We start from the raw sequence: 18,424 nt of genomic DNA on the forward strand, positions 1-18,424 counted from the left end.
ATATTAAATCACTATATATATTTTTATTATTTTATACTATTGCATATGTCTTTAAAAATAGGTATTGCAGACTCGCTGTTTTTTTCTGTACCTTCAACTAAGACTGTTATTGCATATTTAGGATTATCCTTTGGATAAAAGCCTGTTATCCATCCATGCGATACCTTTGTATGGTTTACGCTGCTTTGTGCTGTCCCTGTTTTAACACCACATCCATCTTTTAAATCACTTAGTGATTTAGCTGTTCCTGTTTGTGAAACGCCTATCATAAATTGTTTAATTTGTGTTGATGTATAAGGTGATATTAATTCTTCCTTCTTAGATGTAGATAATTTTTTTATTTCGTTCATGGAGTCATCAACTATACTATCGTATATATATAATGGCTTATAAAGACCATTATTAGCTATAATTTGTGTCATTTGATTTATTTGTAGTGGAGTAAAACCTAGTGAGCCTTGACCTATAGACAAATTACTCAATGAGATATTATCTGGTATATTAGGCTCGACTTCTTCATCTAATCCAATATCTATTTTTTCATTTAAATGAAGTTTTTCAATCGCTTTATAAATTTCATCTTTTCCTACTTTTTTTGCTATATCATAAAATGCAGTATTACATGAGTTTGCAAATACTTCTGCTAGGGTTTGTATTCCATGTCCAGATAAATTATTGCAATTTAATTTTTCTTTGCTGTTTATTTGCTCACTTCCCGTACAGTTGTAGTAATATGTGCTGTTTGTTATTACTTTATTTTCTAATGCAGCAAACAATACAACCATTTTAAATACAGAACCTGGTGGATAAGTTGCTGATATTACTCTGTTTTGCAATTGGCCATCTGTTTTGTCTATTGAATCTTCTATTTTATTTTGATTAAAGTTTGGTCTCGATGACATTGCAAGTATTTCTCCTGTTTTAACGTCTGAAATTACTACTGCTGTAGGATTTTCTTCTTTATCTACTATTTTTTCTACCTTAGATTGTATATTAGAGTCTATTGTAAGTTTTAAATTTTTATTGTTATTTGTAACTTTAGATATACTACCTTCAATTATTTTAAGCCCGCTTTTTTTGCCTAAATCTCCTGCCTTAAAAACTGATATGTATTTTTCGTTGGAATTTTTAAGCTCTGAGTTCATATTCTTTTCTATACCGCTTACTCCATTTCTATCGGTTTTATTTATGTATCCTATTGTATGAGATAGTAGGTTGTCGTCTTTATATCTATTAGTTTTTTGTTCTACAATTATATTTATTTTTTCTAATTTATTTATTTGACTTGTACTTAATTTTCCTACTTCTATTTCTATTAATTCACTGTCAATTTGATCTTGTACTGCTTTGAAGATATCATTTTCATCTAAACCTGTAACTGTTTTGATTGTGTTTATATTTTTATAATTATCTGTAATAACACTTTTAGGCATTATTATCACTTGTGTCTTATTTGTATCTGTCAGAGGATTATTGTTTCTGTCGTAAATAATCCCTCTTCCAGAATTTAAATTTACCTTTTGTGTACTTTGAGTTTCTATCTTACTGCTATAAGATTCGTATTTATAAATGCTTAAATATGATAGTCTAATAATTAATGCTAAAAATATTATTAAAAATATATAAAAACCATTTTTAATTCGTTTTGCTAGAATTCTATTAATATTATTTATTTTTCTAGACATAAAATCACCCCTTAATTATTTGTCATTTTTGACAATAATTAAGGGGTCCATACTTTTATTTTTATATTTCTATAATTTGTAAATTTTAATTAAAACCTACTATATTTTTATTAATCGTAATCTATTGTTTCATCTAAATAGAATCCTGTTGTATGCTTTCTAGGAGTAGCATTTTTTAATGTCTCTAACATATCTTCAGTACAGTTGTACTCGAAGTTATTATTGTAGAAGTCATCTATTGCCTTTCTATAAACTGGCACAACTTCTCTTACATACTTTTCATCATTAAGTCTTGCTTCAATAGTTAAAGTACTCACTCCTGCTCTTATAAATTTATCTAGATATTCAATCATACATAAATCTCTACTTGCAAAGAATATTGTTCCTGCTTCATCTTCATAAACAGGAGAATATTGACCTTGTCTCTTTTCTTCTGTTAAATTATATTTTTTCTTAGAAGAATAGTTGTCTTTTCCTTTGCTTTCTAAATAACTTGTTATTAGCTTTCTTCCTGAATAAGACATTATTACTGGTCCATGAACATATGCTTCTAATTCTAGACTTTCAGGTGTATTTAATCTCATTGTTTCCATTTCTTTTATAGATAACTCTCTTGAGATTACAACTCTATCAACACCTTGTTCGTGCCAGAAATTAGCTGTTTCGTAATTGTATACATTTGAAACATTGCTTAAATGTATTTTCATTTCCGGTAAAATTTGTTTTACTGTTATTAAAGTACCAGCTTCTGAAACTATAACAGCATCTACATTTAATTCGTCTAAAGTTTTTAAATACGCTTCGAACTCTTTAAAATCTTTATTATGTGGAAGTAAATTAATTGTTACATATACTTTTTTGTTGTTTTCATGAGCAAACTTAATACCTTCTATTAAATCTTCTCTTGAAAAGTCATCTGATAAAGTATCTCTTCCGAAAGATTCTCCTCCTACATATACGCTATCTGCACCACTTTCAAGTGCTGCTTTTAAACATTCTAAACTTCCTGCATAGCAAGTAAGCTCCATTTTATGCATCTTTATTCTCTCCTCTTTTACTGTCTTTATAACTTATAGCAACTCCGTCTCCCATTGGTAAAAGTGAAGTCGTTAGATAATCACAATTACAGATATAATCTAGATAATCTCTCATTCTTTTTACTATAGTTTTCTTTCTTCTAACTACTAAATCGTCGCTAGCAATCATACCTTTATATAAGATATTATCTGATATTAATACTCCACCTACTTTTAGTTTATCTATTACTAAATCGTAGAATAATTTATATTGGCCTTTAGCAGCATCTAAGAAGATCATATCAAATTCACCTTCTACATTTTGAAGCTGCTCAACTGCATCACCTTCAAGTATTGTTATATTATTTTCAAATCCAGCTCTTTTTATGTTTTCTTTAGCTTTTTCAATCATAACTGGATTTCTTTCACATGTTGTTATGTCAGAATCTTCTCCGCATGTTGTTGCAAATAATATAGAAGAATACCCTATTGCACATCCAACTTCTAAAATTCTCTTTGGTTTTTGCATTTTTAAAAGTACTTTTAATAAATCTGCCACTTCTTTGTGTACTATTGGTACACTATTTTCCTCTGCATATATTTCTAATTCTTTTAAAAGTCCTTCTGTGTCTTTTAAAGTCTCTCTTATATAATCTTCAACGACATTATTTACTATATTACTCAAAATTTTCACTCCTCGATTTCTATTAAACATTAATATGGATTATACCCAATTTAAGATATAATCCATACAAAACTTTTATTATTAATTATTTTCTTTAGATGCTTCTTCTAATGCTTTATTTCTTTCATCTCTGTCTTTTCTGTATTTGTTTACATTTGTTTTGTGTTCTTCATATGTTTTACTATAAACATTGCCTCCATCTATGCTAGCTACAAAGTATAAATAATCAGTATTTGATGGCTCAAGTACTGCTTCTATTGATTTTATACTTGGATTTGCAATAGGTGTCGGTGGTAATCCTTTTTTAATATAAGTATTATATGGAGAATCTATTTTTAAATCATTATATGTTATACTCTTCTTTCTTGTCTCAAAGATATACTGAAGTGTCGCATCTGATTGAAGAGGCATTCCTATTTCTAGTCTGTTATAAAATACACTAGCTATAATAGGTCTATCTTCATCTATTACTGCTTCTTTTTCGACTATAGATGCTAAATTTACAACTTCTTGAAGAGTCATATTTCTTTCTTTTTGTTTTTTCTTTAATTTATCAGTATAGCTTTTATCAAATAGACTAAGCATTTCTTTTATTATATCTTTAGGTTTTGCATCTTTATCAAAATAATACGTACTTGGATATAAAAATCCTTCTAAACTTTTTATATCTTTTTGATCTAAAAACTCAAAATCACTATAAAATTCACTTGGATTTGATACTAATTTTTCAAAGTCTTCTTTTTTGCCTAATTCATTTTTTACTAATAATGCTATTATCTCATTTGATGTAGATCCTTCTGGTATAGTAACTTTAATACCATCTCGATATATTTCACCTGAAACTAATTTTTCTATAATATCAGAATTAGATAATTTTTGACTTAATAAGTATTTTCCTGATTTCATATGTGAAGCGTTATTTTTCATTTTAAAGTTTAATTTAAATAGAACTTCGTTTTTTATCAGGTTGTTTTCTTTAAGAATATCAGCCACACTACTAACAGTTGAACCCATAGGAATATCAACTACTATGTCTTTCCCGTTATTTTTATCATAAGGTCCGCCTTCATAAGCTACAAATAGTGCTCCTATAAGTACTAATAAAATAACGGAAGATACCAATATGATAACCCTCTTTTTACTTAATTTCATATTTTTTCTCCTTGATATATTTGTATCTTCTTTATTATAAAACTTAGTTAGCAATATTTCAACAATAAAATACTTATTACAAAATACTTAGACAAATATTTTTCTATAGTATTTCCAAATTTAACATATTATAAACATAGATTTTAATTTTAATAAATAAAAAATTCGCTTCGCTCATATCGCCAACGAATCAAAGATTCCGTTGCTTTAGTTAATAGGTTAGAAATTATACATTATCCACAAACCATATAATGTATAATTTCCTTAGAATAAAAAAACCTCTATGAGATTATAGAGGTTTTTACTATTTAAAATTTATGTCGTTTTCGCGTGGATGTTTTTCCTTGATTTCTTTTCTTAGATTTTTATCTATATATTTTAAATACAGCTGTAAGCTCGATAAATTAGAATTTCCTAATATTTTGCTTACAACAGCTACATTTGCACCACCATTTAATAAATGTATTGCAAAAGAGTGTCTAAGCGTCGTAGGATTTATATTTTTATTTATGTCTGCTTCTTTTGCATATTTTTTAATTAATTTCCAAAGTCCTTGTCTTGTAAATCGCTGTCCTTGTGCATTTACAAACAATGCTTTTTCTTCTGGATATGTCAATAAATCTCTAGACTCATTTATATATTTTAATAAATAAAATTTAGTAGCTTCACACAGAGGTATAACTCTTTGATTTTTGGAGCTTCCACAGTATATATAGTCTATATCCAAATCTATATCTTCTAAATTCATATCAATAAGTTCTGAAACTTTAATCCCTGTTCCATATAAAACTTCAAATATAGCCTTATCTCTTATTTTTTTTGGTGTTGATAAATCTTCAAATTTTAAAAGCTTATCTACTTCTTCTTCTGTAAGAATTTCTACTTCTTCTCTTTTTACTTTAGGTTTTTTTATATTTTTTGCTGGGTCATTTTTAGCCAGTCCATCAAAAAATAAATAATCGTGATATGATTTTATTGAAGATATCATTCTAGAAATCGATGAAACTGATATATTTTCTTTTTCAAGTTCAATCAAATAACTTATTATATCATTTTCAACTACATCTAAAATATTTATCTCTTTGCTGTTTAAATACTCTATATATTTTTTTAAATCTCTATTATAAGATGCTACTGTATTTTTTGATAATTTTTTAGTTTTTTCTATATAATCTAAATACTCTTTTAAAACCTTCATTTTTAACTCCTTTATCTTGCTAGGAATTGTATTATGCTAATACTTATTATATTTAGTATTGATTGTAATATAATAGAAGCACACATAATAATTATTAAATTTAATACAAACTCTTTTCCTAAAGATACTATACTATCTTGTCTATTCTTTTTCAACTGTTTATAAACACTTTTTATGTATCCTATCGATAATTCGATTAAAATTATCGACATAGGTACTATAACAATATTTTTAAAAAATACAATAATACACATCTTAAAACTGCTAAATCCCAAAAGTATAATACTTGTATTTATAGTATAGCCTATAGACATAGCTTTTACTATAAACACAATAATAGCAACTGGATATGTAAAGAAAAATAAAGTCCCTAAACCTATCAACCCTAAATATCTTATATATTCTTTTATGTTTGTAAAAATAAAATCTTTTTTGTTTATATTTCCATCATAGTAAGAACTTATTTTTCCTATCTGGTTTGATATATTATCTAAGTTACTACTATCCATTTTGTTTAGACATGATCCAACTATTACAAATATAATAAAAATTATACTTATAATTATTAAGCTTTTGTTTCTCTTGTAAAAATCTTTTTTCCTCAATTTAAAAACCTCCTCTATCTTTACATAAAATATTATGTTAACTTAGAGGAGGTTATTCCTTTTATATTTATTTAATTAAATCTTTTGATAGCAGTATACCTAAAGATGTCTTTCCATCTACTATTTCATTATTTAAAACCATTTTATATACTTCATCAAAGTCTATTTCTTTTATTTCTATTTGTTGCTCTTCTTGCTTATCTTCAAGTTTTTCAAGTTTTTTAGCTAGATATATAAATATCATTTGATTTGAAAAACCTACTGAAGGATAAAACTTGTGTATTAATTTAAAACTCTCTGCATCATATCCTGTCTTTTTTCTAAATTCTCTTATGGCACATTCTCTCGGATTTTCATTTAACTCCAACTTGCCACCTGGAATTTCTAAAACTACATCTTCAATTGATTTTCTATACTGTTTTACTAAAATAATTTTGTTATCTTCTGTTATAGCTATTACTGCTACAACACCGTTATGCTCAACTATTTCTCTTTTTTGATATCCTTTATTAGGCACTTCAACTGTATCTACTCTCAAACTAACAGTTTTGCCTGTATATATCAAATCACTACTTACAGTATTTTCTTTCTCAATCATGGCATACCTCCATTAAATAATATGCAGCACTACTTGCAGAATCGAAAAACTCACTATCTTCATCATAATTTCTTCCCATACTCTTAACTTTTAATCCAAAGTGCTCTAAATCTTCTTTGCATTTGTTATTTTCTACGAATACTATGTTGTGTTTTTCGTCTAATTTATTTTCTTTTATCTGTGCCTTAATTTTATTTAACTTTTCATCTTCATAAATTGTTATAGGTATATTTACATCTACATTAACAATTTTATCAAATACAGTTATACTATGGTGTGATATCCCTTGATGTCTATCTCTTTTATCTGCAAAACTTATTCTAGGAATAGCTATAGGTCTTCCACCTAGTTTTTTTACAGCATCTAGTATCTGTCCTTGCTCTATTCCTGTAAATCCGTATTTAGTACCTGTTCCTGCAATACCAGGACCCATACTTACAAATACTACATCAGCTTTTGCGATTTCTTTTGCTGTTATAAGAGCAGTATATATATTTATACACTCATAATCTCCACCAAACGCATTTCCAATTGTTATAGTAGAATTTATTAAGCCTTTTTGTTTTAAATTTTTTATATTCATACTTAAATAAAGTGGTAAGGCAGCACCATCAGTCATTATATATGCGATTTTCTTGTCTGGATTATTTCTTTTGTATGAAGCTACAAAAGGTGTAAGCATACTATGTAATGTTCCTACAACGACAGGTAAGTCGTCTAAGCTTTCAAAATCATTTATAAGATCGTGATACTTACTTTCGTGGTCTTCTACACTATCTACAACTATTTGATAAGGTGTATATCTAAGTTTCATAATATGTCCATTTGCGTCTAAATCTGACTCCATATTATTTAAATTGCTTATTACAAAGTGATATCCACCTGTACCTAAGCTAAGCTCTACAGCTGTCGTATTTAAAATAACTTTATCGCCTTCATTTACTTTTCCAGTCATTTTAGGATAATTGTATGCTCTTTGAATTTGTCCATCAATACTTACTCTTATATCTTGTAAATCATCGTCACTACTTTTTATAGATTCAACAATCCCCACTTTTTTACTAATCATATCATTACCTTCCCAAGTCATCTATGAATTTTAATACTTTATTTTTTTCTATAATTTTTGTAAGAGAGAATTTTTCAGTAATTAAATGCATAAGCACTAAAAATACTAACCATGCAACTCTAACTTTTATTCCATATCCAAATGCCATTAAAACACCTATTGATATTCCTAAAACATTTGAACCTGTATCTCCCATCATACCTCTAGCTTTTAAATCAGTATTAAAGTATGCTAATACGTTTGGAAGTATAAGAAGTGGTAATGCTTTTATATATCCTGTTAATGTTATATATATAGGTATCATTATTACTAAATATGCTTTTATAGCTCTTCCCGGTCTTAAATCAAATAAATTCATTAAGTTTGTAGAAAGTGCTATGATTAATGTATTTACAATTATATCTACTATATCATTTGAAATACATACAGAAACAACTAATCCTACAAATCCTCCAAATAAAGCTTTAAATCCACCAGTAGTAAGTTCACCTTTTAATAAACTTTTAAAGTGACCTTTTAATCCACTTACACTTCTGTTTCCAATTAAGTCGTCTAATGCACCTGCAAAGAACATACATACCATAGAGAATATATATAATGCTAAACATAAAAGCCATACTGTATTCATATTTAAATAACTTGTACTACCTACAGCCCATATTGTATTCATAGTTATATATCCTAATATTATACTGTTTATTATCATCATAGGTAAAAATACTATACCCATTCCAACAGGGATCATTTCATTTTTATAATTAGGTCTAATTACATTTGAGTTAACTAACATACTTTTAAAAAGAGGTATCATAAAATATGTTCCTAAAAAACCTAACACAAATAGTATTGTATGAAAAATATATTGTGTCATAAAACTACCTCCACTCTTTTTTCTTTTGTCTTACAACTTTTTTAATGTGATAGAATTGTTTACCTCTGTGGATAAATCCTTTTAAGTCTCTTCCTGTCTCTGAGTGAGTCATATTTACTAATATCTCTTTTATTTTGAAATTGTGTTTTAATATGTCTATTGTCATACCTACTTCTACACCATATCCAAATGGTATTTCATCAAATATTTCAAGAACTTCTTTTTTGAATATTCTTTGACCTGATAAAGTTGAAGTAAGCTCCACTCCTGTCATTTCATAGACGGAGTTTTTCGCTAGATTTTTTACAAATCCTAGACCTCCCTTTTTCTTAGCTGGAGGGAATTTAGCTATAGTAACATCGCACTCATTATTTATAATAGGTATTATTAGCTTTTCAACTTCACTTGCAGTATTTCCTAAGTCTCCATCTAAAAATCCTATTATATCTGCTCTTTTCATGGCTTCTCTTAGACCATTATTTAAAGCATATCCTTTACCTCTATTTTTGCTTTGTGTTATTACATTTATCTTTTGACTTTCTACACTTTTTGCAACTTCTGATGTCTTATCACTAGAGCCATCATCTACTACTATAATTTCGTCTATTTCTTTAATATCTTTTATACTTTCTAGAGTATCTTTTATTTTATTTTCTTCGTTATAAGCTGGTATTATTATACTTATATAGCTCATCTTACATCTCCTTAATAACTTTTGTAAGTTTTATTATTTTGAAAATGGCATTAAATCAGTAACATTTTCTCCTGTTCCATAGTTTCCTACGATGCTTTCATCTTTTATTAACATACTTAAAGATATTTTTCCGATTTCAGAATCGATATTATCTATAGTTGATATTTTTGAATCTGAGCATAATTTTAAAAATTTTGAGTTGCTAGCTTCTCTTTGAACAGCTACTAAATATTTTTTCTCTGATTTTAATTTAGATATAATATTTTTTTCTTTTACTTCAAATGTTTTTTGCATGTTTTCGTCTTCATTTTCTCCTACTAAAATTGCAGAATCGTATGAAGCATAATCATCGCTTAAAGATTTGATTTCTATTAACTCTAATTCTTGTAATTTTTCTAAATCTTTTTGTGCATTATCACCATTTAAACAGTCCATTATATAGTTTATACAATCTTGAGATGTTTTTATTTCTTTATCTATATCATTTGATAAAGTTTTTAATTTTTTTTCATCTTCTATAGTATCTCTTACTACTATATTAAATGCTAAATGACCATCTGCATCTTTTATTAAGTTTTCTATATCTTCACTATAATCATTTTTCTCATTAGTAATTATTATTCCAGTATTTCTATCTGTTAATGCATTTGTAATTAAAAGATTATAATTTTGCGATATATAAGATGTTAATTTTTCTTGTTCTTTAGTTAAATCTTCAATTTGAGTATTTAAATCTGCTTTTTCTTGATTTAAAGAGTCAAATCTATCTTCAAATTCTGATAAAACCTCACTTTGTTGTTTACTTAATTCTTGGTCGTAATTTAAATTGAAACCTACTATAATTCCTATACCTAATGCTAAAAATATAGAGCCTATAGTTACGATGTAGTATTTCATATTTATATTCATATTTAGTCCTCCTATTTTACATGTTTAGTTTCATTTTTAATTGTAGTAATTTAATAAGTTGTTGTACAGTTGGAGATAAATAAGCAATTATTATAACAGGGAATATAGCTGTTATTACTAAGGCCCATATATATTTCATTTTTAGTTTACTCTTATAAAGTAAATTGACTCCTTTTGCATCTATAAGTTTTGCTCCTATTTTTAATCTAACTAAGAATGTAGAAGCCATTCCTTTTCTTCCTTTTTCTAAGAAGTCTATCATATTAGAATGTGATCCTAATGCTACGATTAATTCTGCACCATATTCATATGCAGTAAGCATAGCAATATCCTCACTTGTTCCCGGCGCTGGGAACACTACAGCATCTAAACCTAAGTCTTGTACTCTTTTTAGTCCTGGTGCTCTACCGTCTACATATGCATGAACTACTATTTCTTTAGCTTTTTTTAGAGCTTCATCCGTAACACTATCCATATCACCTACGATTACATCTGGGTTGTATCCGCATTCAAGAAGTGCATCTGCACCACCATCAACCCCTACAAGTATAGGCTTCATTTCTTCTATATACGATTTAATTGTAGCTAAATCTTCTTTATAGTCTTGTCCTCTTACAACTACTAAAACATGTCTATCTTTGTAGTTTGTAGTCATTTTAGGAATTTCAGTTTCTCCTAATATAAATCCTTTTTCACGCTTTGCATATTCTATAGTATTATCTATAAATCTATCTAATTCTACCGACATATTTTCATATGCAATTTGTGTTCTTTTTTCAACAACAGATTTGTCCATAACTTCGCCTGAGCCTATAAATTGACCATCTCTATAGATTTGTCCGTTGTTTACTTCTATAACTTGTCCTTCTTTTAATTCTTCAAATACATTTTCTCCTACATTATCTATAATCAGAATATTATTATCTATAAGTATTTTTGGTCCCTTATTAGGATATCTACCACTTATTGAAGGAGCTGCATTAATAACAAGTTTTATTTTACGTTCAACTAAAGAGTTTGCTGCGACTTCATCTATGTCTATATGATTTATAACAGCAATTTCTCCAGCAGAAAGTCTTTTTGCAAGCTTTTTTGTCTTTCTGTCTACCTTAATTGGGGCTTCGACTCTCATTTCATTAACCTCCGTAAATTTTTAAATCTTAAAATATTATACCATTATTTTCACTCAAAATAAATATTTTGGCGAAAGAGCCCGTTAACTACCTAATAAAACAAGTAAATTTGTATTTAATACTTGCAAAATTAAATATGTTATAGTCTATCAACACTTTGTACTTCACTTATTCTAATATAAATTTTAACATATTACTACATTTTGAAATATACATATCTATTATTTTAAGAATATGTAAGTTTTATATGTGTATTTTCCCCTATTAATTTTATCAAATATTGTCAAATATTCAATATTTATTTACAATGTATAAAAAACTAATCGTTATGTTTTTAAAAGTTTATAAAAATATCTAATTTATTTTTATTAAATTAAGCCTTAAAAAAGCCTTCTATATATCTAGAAGGCTTTTTTCTTACTTAACTATACTATGCTCTAATCTTAATTTATCTGCAATCATAGCTATAAATTCTGAATTTGTAGGTTTTCCTTTAGTTGTATGTACAGTATATCCAAATAATTGATTTATAGTATCAACCTTTCCTCTACTCCATGCAACCTCTATAGCATGTCTTATAGCTCTTTCAACTCTACTTGGAGTTGTGTTAAATTCTTTAGCTATACTTGGATATAACTCTTTTGTAACAGCTCCTAATAATTCAACATTGTCTATAACCATTTTTATAGCTTCTCTTAAATATAAATATCCTTTGATATGAGCTGGTACTCCTATTTCGTGTATTATGTTAGTTATTTCTGCTTCTATATTTCCTGCACCCGGTTGTTGATATTCATTTGTTCTGCTCATTTGCAGTTCAGTAACAGCTTTAGATGCTTTAGCTTGAGATACTACAGGTTTATTTAAAACTAATTCTCTTATTCTGTTTATAAATACCACAAAGTCAAATGGTTTTACTATGTAATAATCAGCACCTAAGTTAATAGCTGTTTGTGTTATTTTGTCTTGTCCTACTGCTGATAGTACTATTATTTTTGGCATTTTATCTAAATTCATAGCATTTAGTTTTTCTATAACACCTAATCCGTCTAAATGTGGCATTATTACGTCTAATACTAATAAATCTGGCTGTTTTGCCTTAACTAATTCTAAAGCTTCTACTCCATCTTTTGCTATTCCCAAAATTTCTATATCATCTTCATTAGACAGATATTCTTTCAATACTTGGCAAAAATCTTTATTATCATCAGCTAAAACTATTTTTATTTTATCTTTCATTGTAATTCCCCCCATTAATATATTATTATAATATAAATTTCCTTAATTATATTTAAATTTTTCATCTTTGAGAAAAAGTAAATATACTACCTAAAATTTTTTTTAGTATAATACTTTGAAAATAATTTTCTCGTAATCGAGTATACTAAGCTATTCGACATTATAAAATTGTTTTCCTTCATTTAAATTTAAATTTGTTTTATTTTCCCTATTTTATCATTGCTCCTATAAAAATTCCAAATCCTTTTTTTGGGTTATTTTTCAAAACATATGTAATACTTCCAATTAATTTGTTGTTTTGTACGATTGGAGCGCCACTCATGCCTTGTATTATACCACCAGTATAGTCTATTAAATCCTTATCTATTATCTCAATCTCCAAAGTTTTACTTTGTTTATCTATATTGTTGATTAAAATATCGTAAGATTCTACTTTATTATCATCTGATTGAAATAATACTTCAGCTTTTCCTAATTTTATATCTTTAAATTTGGCTACTTCCATCTTCTTTTTTTGATATTTATAAGATAAATTTTGATTTATTTTTCCCTCTATACCGTAGTTAGAGTTTTCTAAAAAACTTCCAATTATCTCTTTATTGTCAAAATCTCCTTTTATATACCCTACTTTGCCCGAATTACTTTTTATAATTTCTAAATTTGATATACTCGAGATATTTCCTTCTTTTATTTTTAATTGTTTTTTAGTATCTATGTCATAAATAGGATGACCAATAGCATAAAATAGATTTTTTTGTGGGTCATAACATGTCATTGTACCAATACCTGACACATTATCTCTAACCCAAAAGCCCAATTTATATATTCCATTTTCATGTTTAGTTTTTATGGATTTCGTAATTATTTTACCATTACGCTCTAATTTTATGTTTACTTTATTTTTTTTTAATTTATTTAAAATATCGTATACATCTTGGCTGGAGTTTATTTTTGTATCTTCTATATATAAAATATTGTCGCCTTCTCTTAATTTATCTATGTATTCTATATTTTCTTCTTCATTTGCTAAAACTAAAACTCCATCTGTTTTTGCGTTAATGCCGACAATATCTCCCAATACATATACATATTTTTTACTTTCAAAAAAATTTGCTACTACTTCAGTTTTTTTGTTATGTAGTATTATAATACTGAACAATAATATAAATACAATTAAATATATCCTTTTTATATAAATCACCTCTAATTCACAATAGCATATATTATCTTTTGTATTTTTTTATTATTTATTCATTAATTTTAAAAAAGATCCCTATTTTAAATTAATAGAGACCTTATATATTAATTCAATTGAGCTAGTTCAATTATTTCATGAGCATGCTCAATAGTCTTTTCAGTTATATTATTCCCTGCTATTAATCTAGCAATTTCATCTATTCTCTCATCAAATGTCAATTCTTTTATATTTGTATATGTTCTATCGTTAGATGTATTTTTTTCGATTCTATAATGAGTATGTCCATTAGCCGCTATTTGAGGAAGATGTGTTATACATATAACTTGTTTTTTCTTACCTATTTTAGATAATTTTTCTCCTACAATTTGAGCTGCTATACCACTTATACCTGTATCTATTTCGTCAAATACTAATGTATCTATTTCATCTATATCTGCTAGTATTGTTTTAAATGCGAGCATAAATCTAGACATTTCTCCACCAGATGCTACTTTATATATTGGCTTTATATCTTCTCCTAAGTTGAATGATGCCATAAATTCTACATCATCACATCCATTTTGATTAAATGCTATTTCTTTAAAATCAACTTGGAATGATACATTTTTCATATTTAAGCTGTAAAGCTCTTTTATTAAAACATCTTGTAGTTGTATAGCTACATCTTGTCTTGCTTTACTTATTTGCTTAGCTTTATCGTAAAGAACAGATTCTAACTTTTCTAGTTCTAATTTTAAGGATGCAACTTTTTCATCTCTATTTAAAATTTCATCTAATCTATCTTGTATTTTTTGTCTATATTCAAATATTTCTGTTACAGAACTTCCATATTTTCTTCTTAAGTTGTTAATTTGGTCTATTCTCTGTTCGATTTCTTCCATCTCATAAGGATTAAAACTTATATTTTCTTTATAGTCTCTGATTTCCCTAGAAATATCTTGAAGTTCGTACATAATTCTCTCTATATTTTCACTATATTCGCTTATATTCTTGTCATAAGAAGCAATATCAGCTAGCTCTTTTGCTGCCATTCCTATTAAGTCAACGGCGTTTACATCCCCTTCATATAATTTTTGATATGAAAGGCTTAAATTATTATATATCTTTTCACTATTTCTACATAGTTCTCGTTGAGCTTTTAGAGCGTCGTATTCTTCTTCATTTAAATTAGCTTCATCGATTTCATTAATTTGAAATTTTATTAAATCAATTTCTCTTTGAATTTCCATCTCATCTTTATTTTCATTTAAATCATTTAACTCTTTTTTTATTTTATTAAATTTGTTGTATGATTCTTTATAATTAGATTTTAAAGGTTCAATGTCTTTTTCTCCAAATAAATCTAAAAATTTAATATGTGTATCTTTATTAAATAGAAGCTGATTTTGATGTTGGCTATGTAAATCAACTATTGTACATGCAACTTCTTTAAGTATTGAAATCTTGACAGTTCGTCCATTTATTCTTGCTACACTCTTTCCGTCTGCATACATAACTCTAGTAATTATAATTTGATTGTCTTCATAATCAATATCATATTTATCTAAGACTTCTTTTAAATTGGAGCTTTGTGATGAAACTACTATTTCACAAATACCTTTATCAGTGCCCTTTCTTAAAAAGGACCTGTCGTATTTTTCTCCAAGACATAAACCAAGTGCTTCAATAATTATAGATTTTCCTGCTCCTGTTTCCCCTGTTAATATATTTAAACCGTTATTTATAGTTAGTCTAGACTCCTCAATTAAAGCGCAATTTTTCATATACATTTCAAGGATCATAGTAAACCCCCTCTTTCTCGACTAATTTTTGATTAATGATTTAATTTGTGTGAATCTTCCACAACTTTAATTACTTTTTCTTTATAGTCTTCTTCATTAAATGTATAACCTTCATTGCTGTTTTTTAAGTGAATAAGGTATTCTATATTACCTTCTGGTCCTTTAATAGGTGAATAATCTAGGTTTAATATAGAGAATCCAGTTTCTACAGCAAATTTTGAAACCATTTCGATTACTTCTATATGTGTTGATTTTTCTCTAACTACACCTTTTTTACCTACTTTATCTTTACCTGCTTCGAATTGAGGTTTTATAAGTGCTACGATTTCTCCACCTGGGCTAATTAAGTTATGTGCAACTGGAAGTACTAATTTTAAAGATATAAATGATACATCTATAGATGCAAAATCTGCAAATTCTTTAGTGTCTTCTATTGTTACATATCTTATATTAGTTCTTTCCATGCAGACAACTCTCTCGTCTTGTCTTAATTTCCAAGCTAATTGCCCATATCCTACATCTATTGAAAATACTTTTCTAGCTCCATTTTGAAGCATACAGTCAGTAAATCCACCAGTCGATGCACCTATATCCATACAAACTTTATCTTGTAAAGTTATATCAAAGTTTTTCATTGCTTTTTCTAATTTTAATCCACCTCTACTTACATAAGGTATTGGATTTCCTTTTACTTCTATTTTGGCATCAGTATTTACTTCTGTACCTGCTTTGTCGCATTTTTGATTATTTACAAATACTAATCCAGCCATTATAGATCTTTTTGCTTTTTCTCTACTCTCAAAAAATCCTTGTTCAACTAATAAAACATCTATTCTTTTCTTCATAAAATTACCTTTCATTTATTTTATAATAAATTTCTTTTTATTTTGTCTTAAATCATATTTTATTGCTAAAAAAAGAATATACTCTTTTAAATAAAGTATATTCTTTCTATCAATATTTTAAACATTAGAATTATATCATATTATTATTTTTTTTTCAATTTAAGAAATCTCTTAAATTTTGTTTTACTAAGACATCACTATCCCTATTATTATTCCTAATAAAGCTCCAAATAAAACTTCTTTTGGCGTGTGTCCAACTAATTCTTTTAGCTTTTTATGTTGGTCAAATTTCCCGTGGAAAAAGTCGTCTACTATTTGATTTAAAATCTCAGCTTGTTTTCCGACAGCTCTTCTAACTCCAGAAGCATCATACATTACAATAATTGCAAATACTGCTGTTATTGCAAATTCAGTAGATGCAAATCCTTTATCAAATCCCACAAGCATAGCTAATGATGTTACAAATGAACTATGCGAACTAGGCATGCCTCCTGAAATTATAATTCTTTTAAAGTCAATTCTTTTTTCTTTTCCCGTAAATATTTTTATAAATTGTGCTAAAAAACAAGAAAATATACTAATAAGTAAAATTCTATTTTGAAAAATGTCTGTCATATTTCCTCCTAAATATACTTTAGATTAGTGGTCTCTAGAAATTATATAGTCAGCTAAACCTTCTAAAAAGCTGAAATCCCCTGATATTTTTCTTATACTATCTTTTGCCTCTTCTATTAAATCTTTTGCTACTTTTCTTGATTTTTCAAGACCTATTAAAGTAGGATATGTAGATTTATGGTTTTCTAAATCACTTCCTACAGGTTTTCCTAATATTTTTTCGTCTCCAACTATATCTAAGATATCATCTACTATTTGAAAAGCCAAACCTATATTTTTGGCATATCTAGTTATATTTTGTAAATCTTCTTCTGTTGCATCTCCTATAATTGCGCCCGCTCTCATACATCCTACAATCATAGCAGCTGTTTTATTCATATGTATAAAATCTAGTTTCTCTTTTTCTATTGATTTATCTTCGCTTTCTATATCTACAACTTGTCCGCCTATCATACCATATATTCCAGCGCCTCTTGCAATTTCATAGATAGCTTTTAGCCTTCTATCTGGATTTGATTTTCCTATTGATTCTTTAAGCATTATCTCGAAAGCATAATTTAAAAGAGCGTCACCAGCTAAAGTCGCCATTGCATCTCCAAATACTTTGTGATTAGTAGGTTTTCCCCTTCTAAAATCATCGTTATCCATAGCTGGCAGGTCATCATGGATTAATGAATATGTATGTATCATCTCTATCGCCATAGCAAATGGTACAGCTTCTTTTTCATCTCCTCCTACAATTTTTGTAGCTTCTAGAGTAAGTATCGGTCTTAATCTTTTTCCTCCAGCACTTAAACTGTAATTCATAGCTTCAAAAATCGTTTTTTGGTATCCCTCTTCTTTTGGCATATACTCTTTTAACAAATCCTCTATATATGCAGATTTTGTATTTAAATTTTCTTTAAATGCCATTTTTATTCCTCCTCTAAGTCGAAATCTTCTAGCTCTTGATCTTCATTAAATTTGCTTATCTTAAATTTCGCTTTATCAAGTAATTTATTACATGTAGCATAGAGTTTTATACCCTCTTCATAAAGTTTTAATGATTCATCTAGTGACGCATTGTTTGTTTCAAGTTTATTTAAAATTTCTTCTAACTTTGAGTAAGCTTGTTCATATGTAAGTTCCATT

19 protein-coding genes are annotated in these 18,424 nt (G+C 27.5%); all 19 read right to left on the minus strand.

The window, feature by feature from the left end; all coding sequences use genetic code 11:
* Positions 1 to 26: 26 nt before the first annotated feature.
* The 19 genes from ABCM86_RS06315 to xseB all read right to left on the minus strand — a co-directional run bounded on the left by ABCM86_RS06315 (position 27) and on the right by xseB (position 18,423).
* Complete coding sequence (locus ABCM86_RS06315) at positions 27 to 1,685, minus strand: penicillin-binding protein 2 (protein ID WP_343003698.1); 1,659 nt, start codon at positions 1,683 to 1,685, stop codon at positions 27 to 29.
* Between the two features lie 110 nt (positions 1,686 to 1,795).
* The gene (locus ABCM86_RS06320; RefSeq protein WP_195930412.1) at positions 1,796 to 2,722 is read right to left on the minus strand and encodes a peptidase U32 family protein; all 927 of its coding nucleotides are present in this window, start codon (positions 2,720 to 2,722) and stop codon (positions 1,796 to 1,798) included.
* Positions 2,715 to 3,386, minus strand: coding sequence for an O-methyltransferase (locus tag ABCM86_RS06325; RefSeq protein ID WP_195930410.1), 672 nt, complete (start codon positions 3,384 to 3,386; stop codon positions 2,715 to 2,717). Before ABCM86_RS06325 ends, ABCM86_RS06320 begins: the two co-directional genes overlap by 8 nt.
* A gap of 81 nt (positions 3,387 to 3,467) precedes the next feature.
* The gene (mltG, locus tag ABCM86_RS06330; RefSeq protein WP_195930408.1) at positions 3,468 to 4,538 is read right to left on the minus strand and encodes an endolytic transglycosylase MltG; all 1,071 of its coding nucleotides are present in this window, start codon (positions 4,536 to 4,538) and stop codon (positions 3,468 to 3,470) included.
* A 304-nt stretch (positions 4,539 to 4,842) separates the two neighbouring features.
* The gene (locus ABCM86_RS06335; RefSeq protein WP_295778350.1) at positions 4,843 to 5,736 is read right to left on the minus strand and encodes a tyrosine-type recombinase/integrase; all 894 of its coding nucleotides are present in this window, start codon (positions 5,734 to 5,736) and stop codon (positions 4,843 to 4,845) included.
* An 11-nt stretch (positions 5,737 to 5,747) separates the two neighbouring features.
* Positions 5,748 to 6,341 carry a hypothetical protein gene (locus tag ABCM86_RS06340; RefSeq protein WP_343003699.1) on the minus strand — a complete coding sequence of 198 codons (594 nt, stop codon included), beginning with the start codon at positions 6,339 to 6,341 and terminating at the stop codon, positions 5,748 to 5,750.
* Positions 6,342 to 6,408: 67 nt separating this feature from the next.
* Positions 6,409 to 6,939, minus strand: coding sequence for an NUDIX hydrolase (locus tag ABCM86_RS06345; RefSeq protein ID WP_295733255.1), 531 nt, complete (start codon positions 6,937 to 6,939; stop codon positions 6,409 to 6,411).
* The gene (locus ABCM86_RS06350) at positions 6,932 to 8,008 is read right to left on the minus strand and encodes a DUF3866 family protein (protein ID WP_343003700.1); all 1,077 of its coding nucleotides are present in this window, start codon (positions 8,006 to 8,008) and stop codon (positions 6,932 to 6,934) included. Before ABCM86_RS06350 ends, ABCM86_RS06345 begins: the two co-directional genes overlap by 8 nt.
* 4 nt (positions 8,009 to 8,012) lie before the next feature.
* A complete protein-coding gene (locus ABCM86_RS06355) occupies positions 8,013 to 8,879 on the minus strand; it encodes a hypothetical protein (protein WP_343003701.1) in 867 nt (288 codons plus the stop codon).
* 4 nt (positions 8,880 to 8,883) lie between these two features.
* The gene (locus tag ABCM86_RS06360; RefSeq protein ID WP_195930387.1) at positions 8,884 to 9,573 is read right to left on the minus strand and encodes a glycosyltransferase family 2 protein; all 690 of its coding nucleotides are present in this window, start codon (positions 9,571 to 9,573) and stop codon (positions 8,884 to 8,886) included.
* Between the two features lie 33 nt (positions 9,574 to 9,606).
* A complete protein-coding gene (locus ABCM86_RS06365; protein WP_343003702.1) occupies positions 9,607 to 10,482 on the minus strand; it encodes a copper transporter in 876 nt (291 codons plus the stop codon).
* 16 nt (positions 10,483 to 10,498) lie between these two features.
* Positions 10,499 to 11,614 (minus strand): putative cytokinetic ring protein SteA, encoded by a 1,116-nt coding sequence (steA, locus tag ABCM86_RS06370; protein ID WP_195930383.1) that lies wholly within the window; start codon positions 11,612 to 11,614, stop codon positions 10,499 to 10,501.
* Between the two features lie 418 nt (positions 11,615 to 12,032).
* Positions 12,033 to 12,854 carry a sporulation transcription factor Spo0A gene (gene spo0A / locus ABCM86_RS06375; protein WP_343003703.1) on the minus strand — a complete coding sequence of 274 codons (822 nt, stop codon included), beginning with the start codon at positions 12,852 to 12,854 and terminating at the stop codon, positions 12,033 to 12,035.
* A gap of 208 nt (positions 12,855 to 13,062) precedes the next feature.
* Positions 13,063 to 14,013: a SpoIVB peptidase S55 domain-containing protein gene (locus ABCM86_RS06380; protein ID WP_343003704.1), complete on the minus strand. Its 951-nt coding sequence runs from the start codon at positions 14,011 to 14,013 to the stop codon at positions 13,063 to 13,065.
* A 143-nt stretch (positions 14,014 to 14,156) separates the two neighbouring features.
* A complete protein-coding gene (gene recN, locus ABCM86_RS06385; RefSeq protein ID WP_343003705.1) occupies positions 14,157 to 15,833 on the minus strand; it encodes a DNA repair protein RecN in 1,677 nt (558 codons plus the stop codon).
* 32 nt (positions 15,834 to 15,865) lie between these two features.
* Entirely contained in the window at positions 15,866 to 16,678 is an 813-nt protein-coding gene (locus ABCM86_RS06390) for a TlyA family RNA methyltransferase (protein WP_295572529.1), read from the minus strand.
* A gap of 186 nt (positions 16,679 to 16,864) precedes the next feature.
* Positions 16,865 to 17,293, minus strand: coding sequence for a divergent PAP2 family protein (locus ABCM86_RS06395; protein WP_195930825.1), 429 nt, complete (start codon positions 17,291 to 17,293; stop codon positions 16,865 to 16,867).
* 24 nt (positions 17,294 to 17,317) lie between these two features.
* Positions 17,318 to 18,205 carry a polyprenyl synthetase family protein gene (locus tag ABCM86_RS06400; protein WP_195930824.1) on the minus strand — a complete coding sequence of 296 codons (888 nt, stop codon included), beginning with the start codon at positions 18,203 to 18,205 and terminating at the stop codon, positions 17,318 to 17,320.
* A gap of 2 nt (positions 18,206 to 18,207) precedes the next feature.
* Entirely contained in the window at positions 18,208 to 18,423 is a 216-nt protein-coding gene (gene xseB / locus ABCM86_RS06405) for an exodeoxyribonuclease VII small subunit (protein ID WP_195930823.1), read from the minus strand.
* Position 18,424 lies beyond the last annotated feature (1 nt).

The sequence above is a fragment of the Clostridium sp. 2218st1_F5_2218SCRN_220325 genome (assembly GCF_039062665.1).
In the GTDB taxonomy this organism is placed as follows: domain Bacteria; phylum Bacillota; class Clostridia; order Peptostreptococcales; family Peptostreptococcaceae; genus Intestinibacter.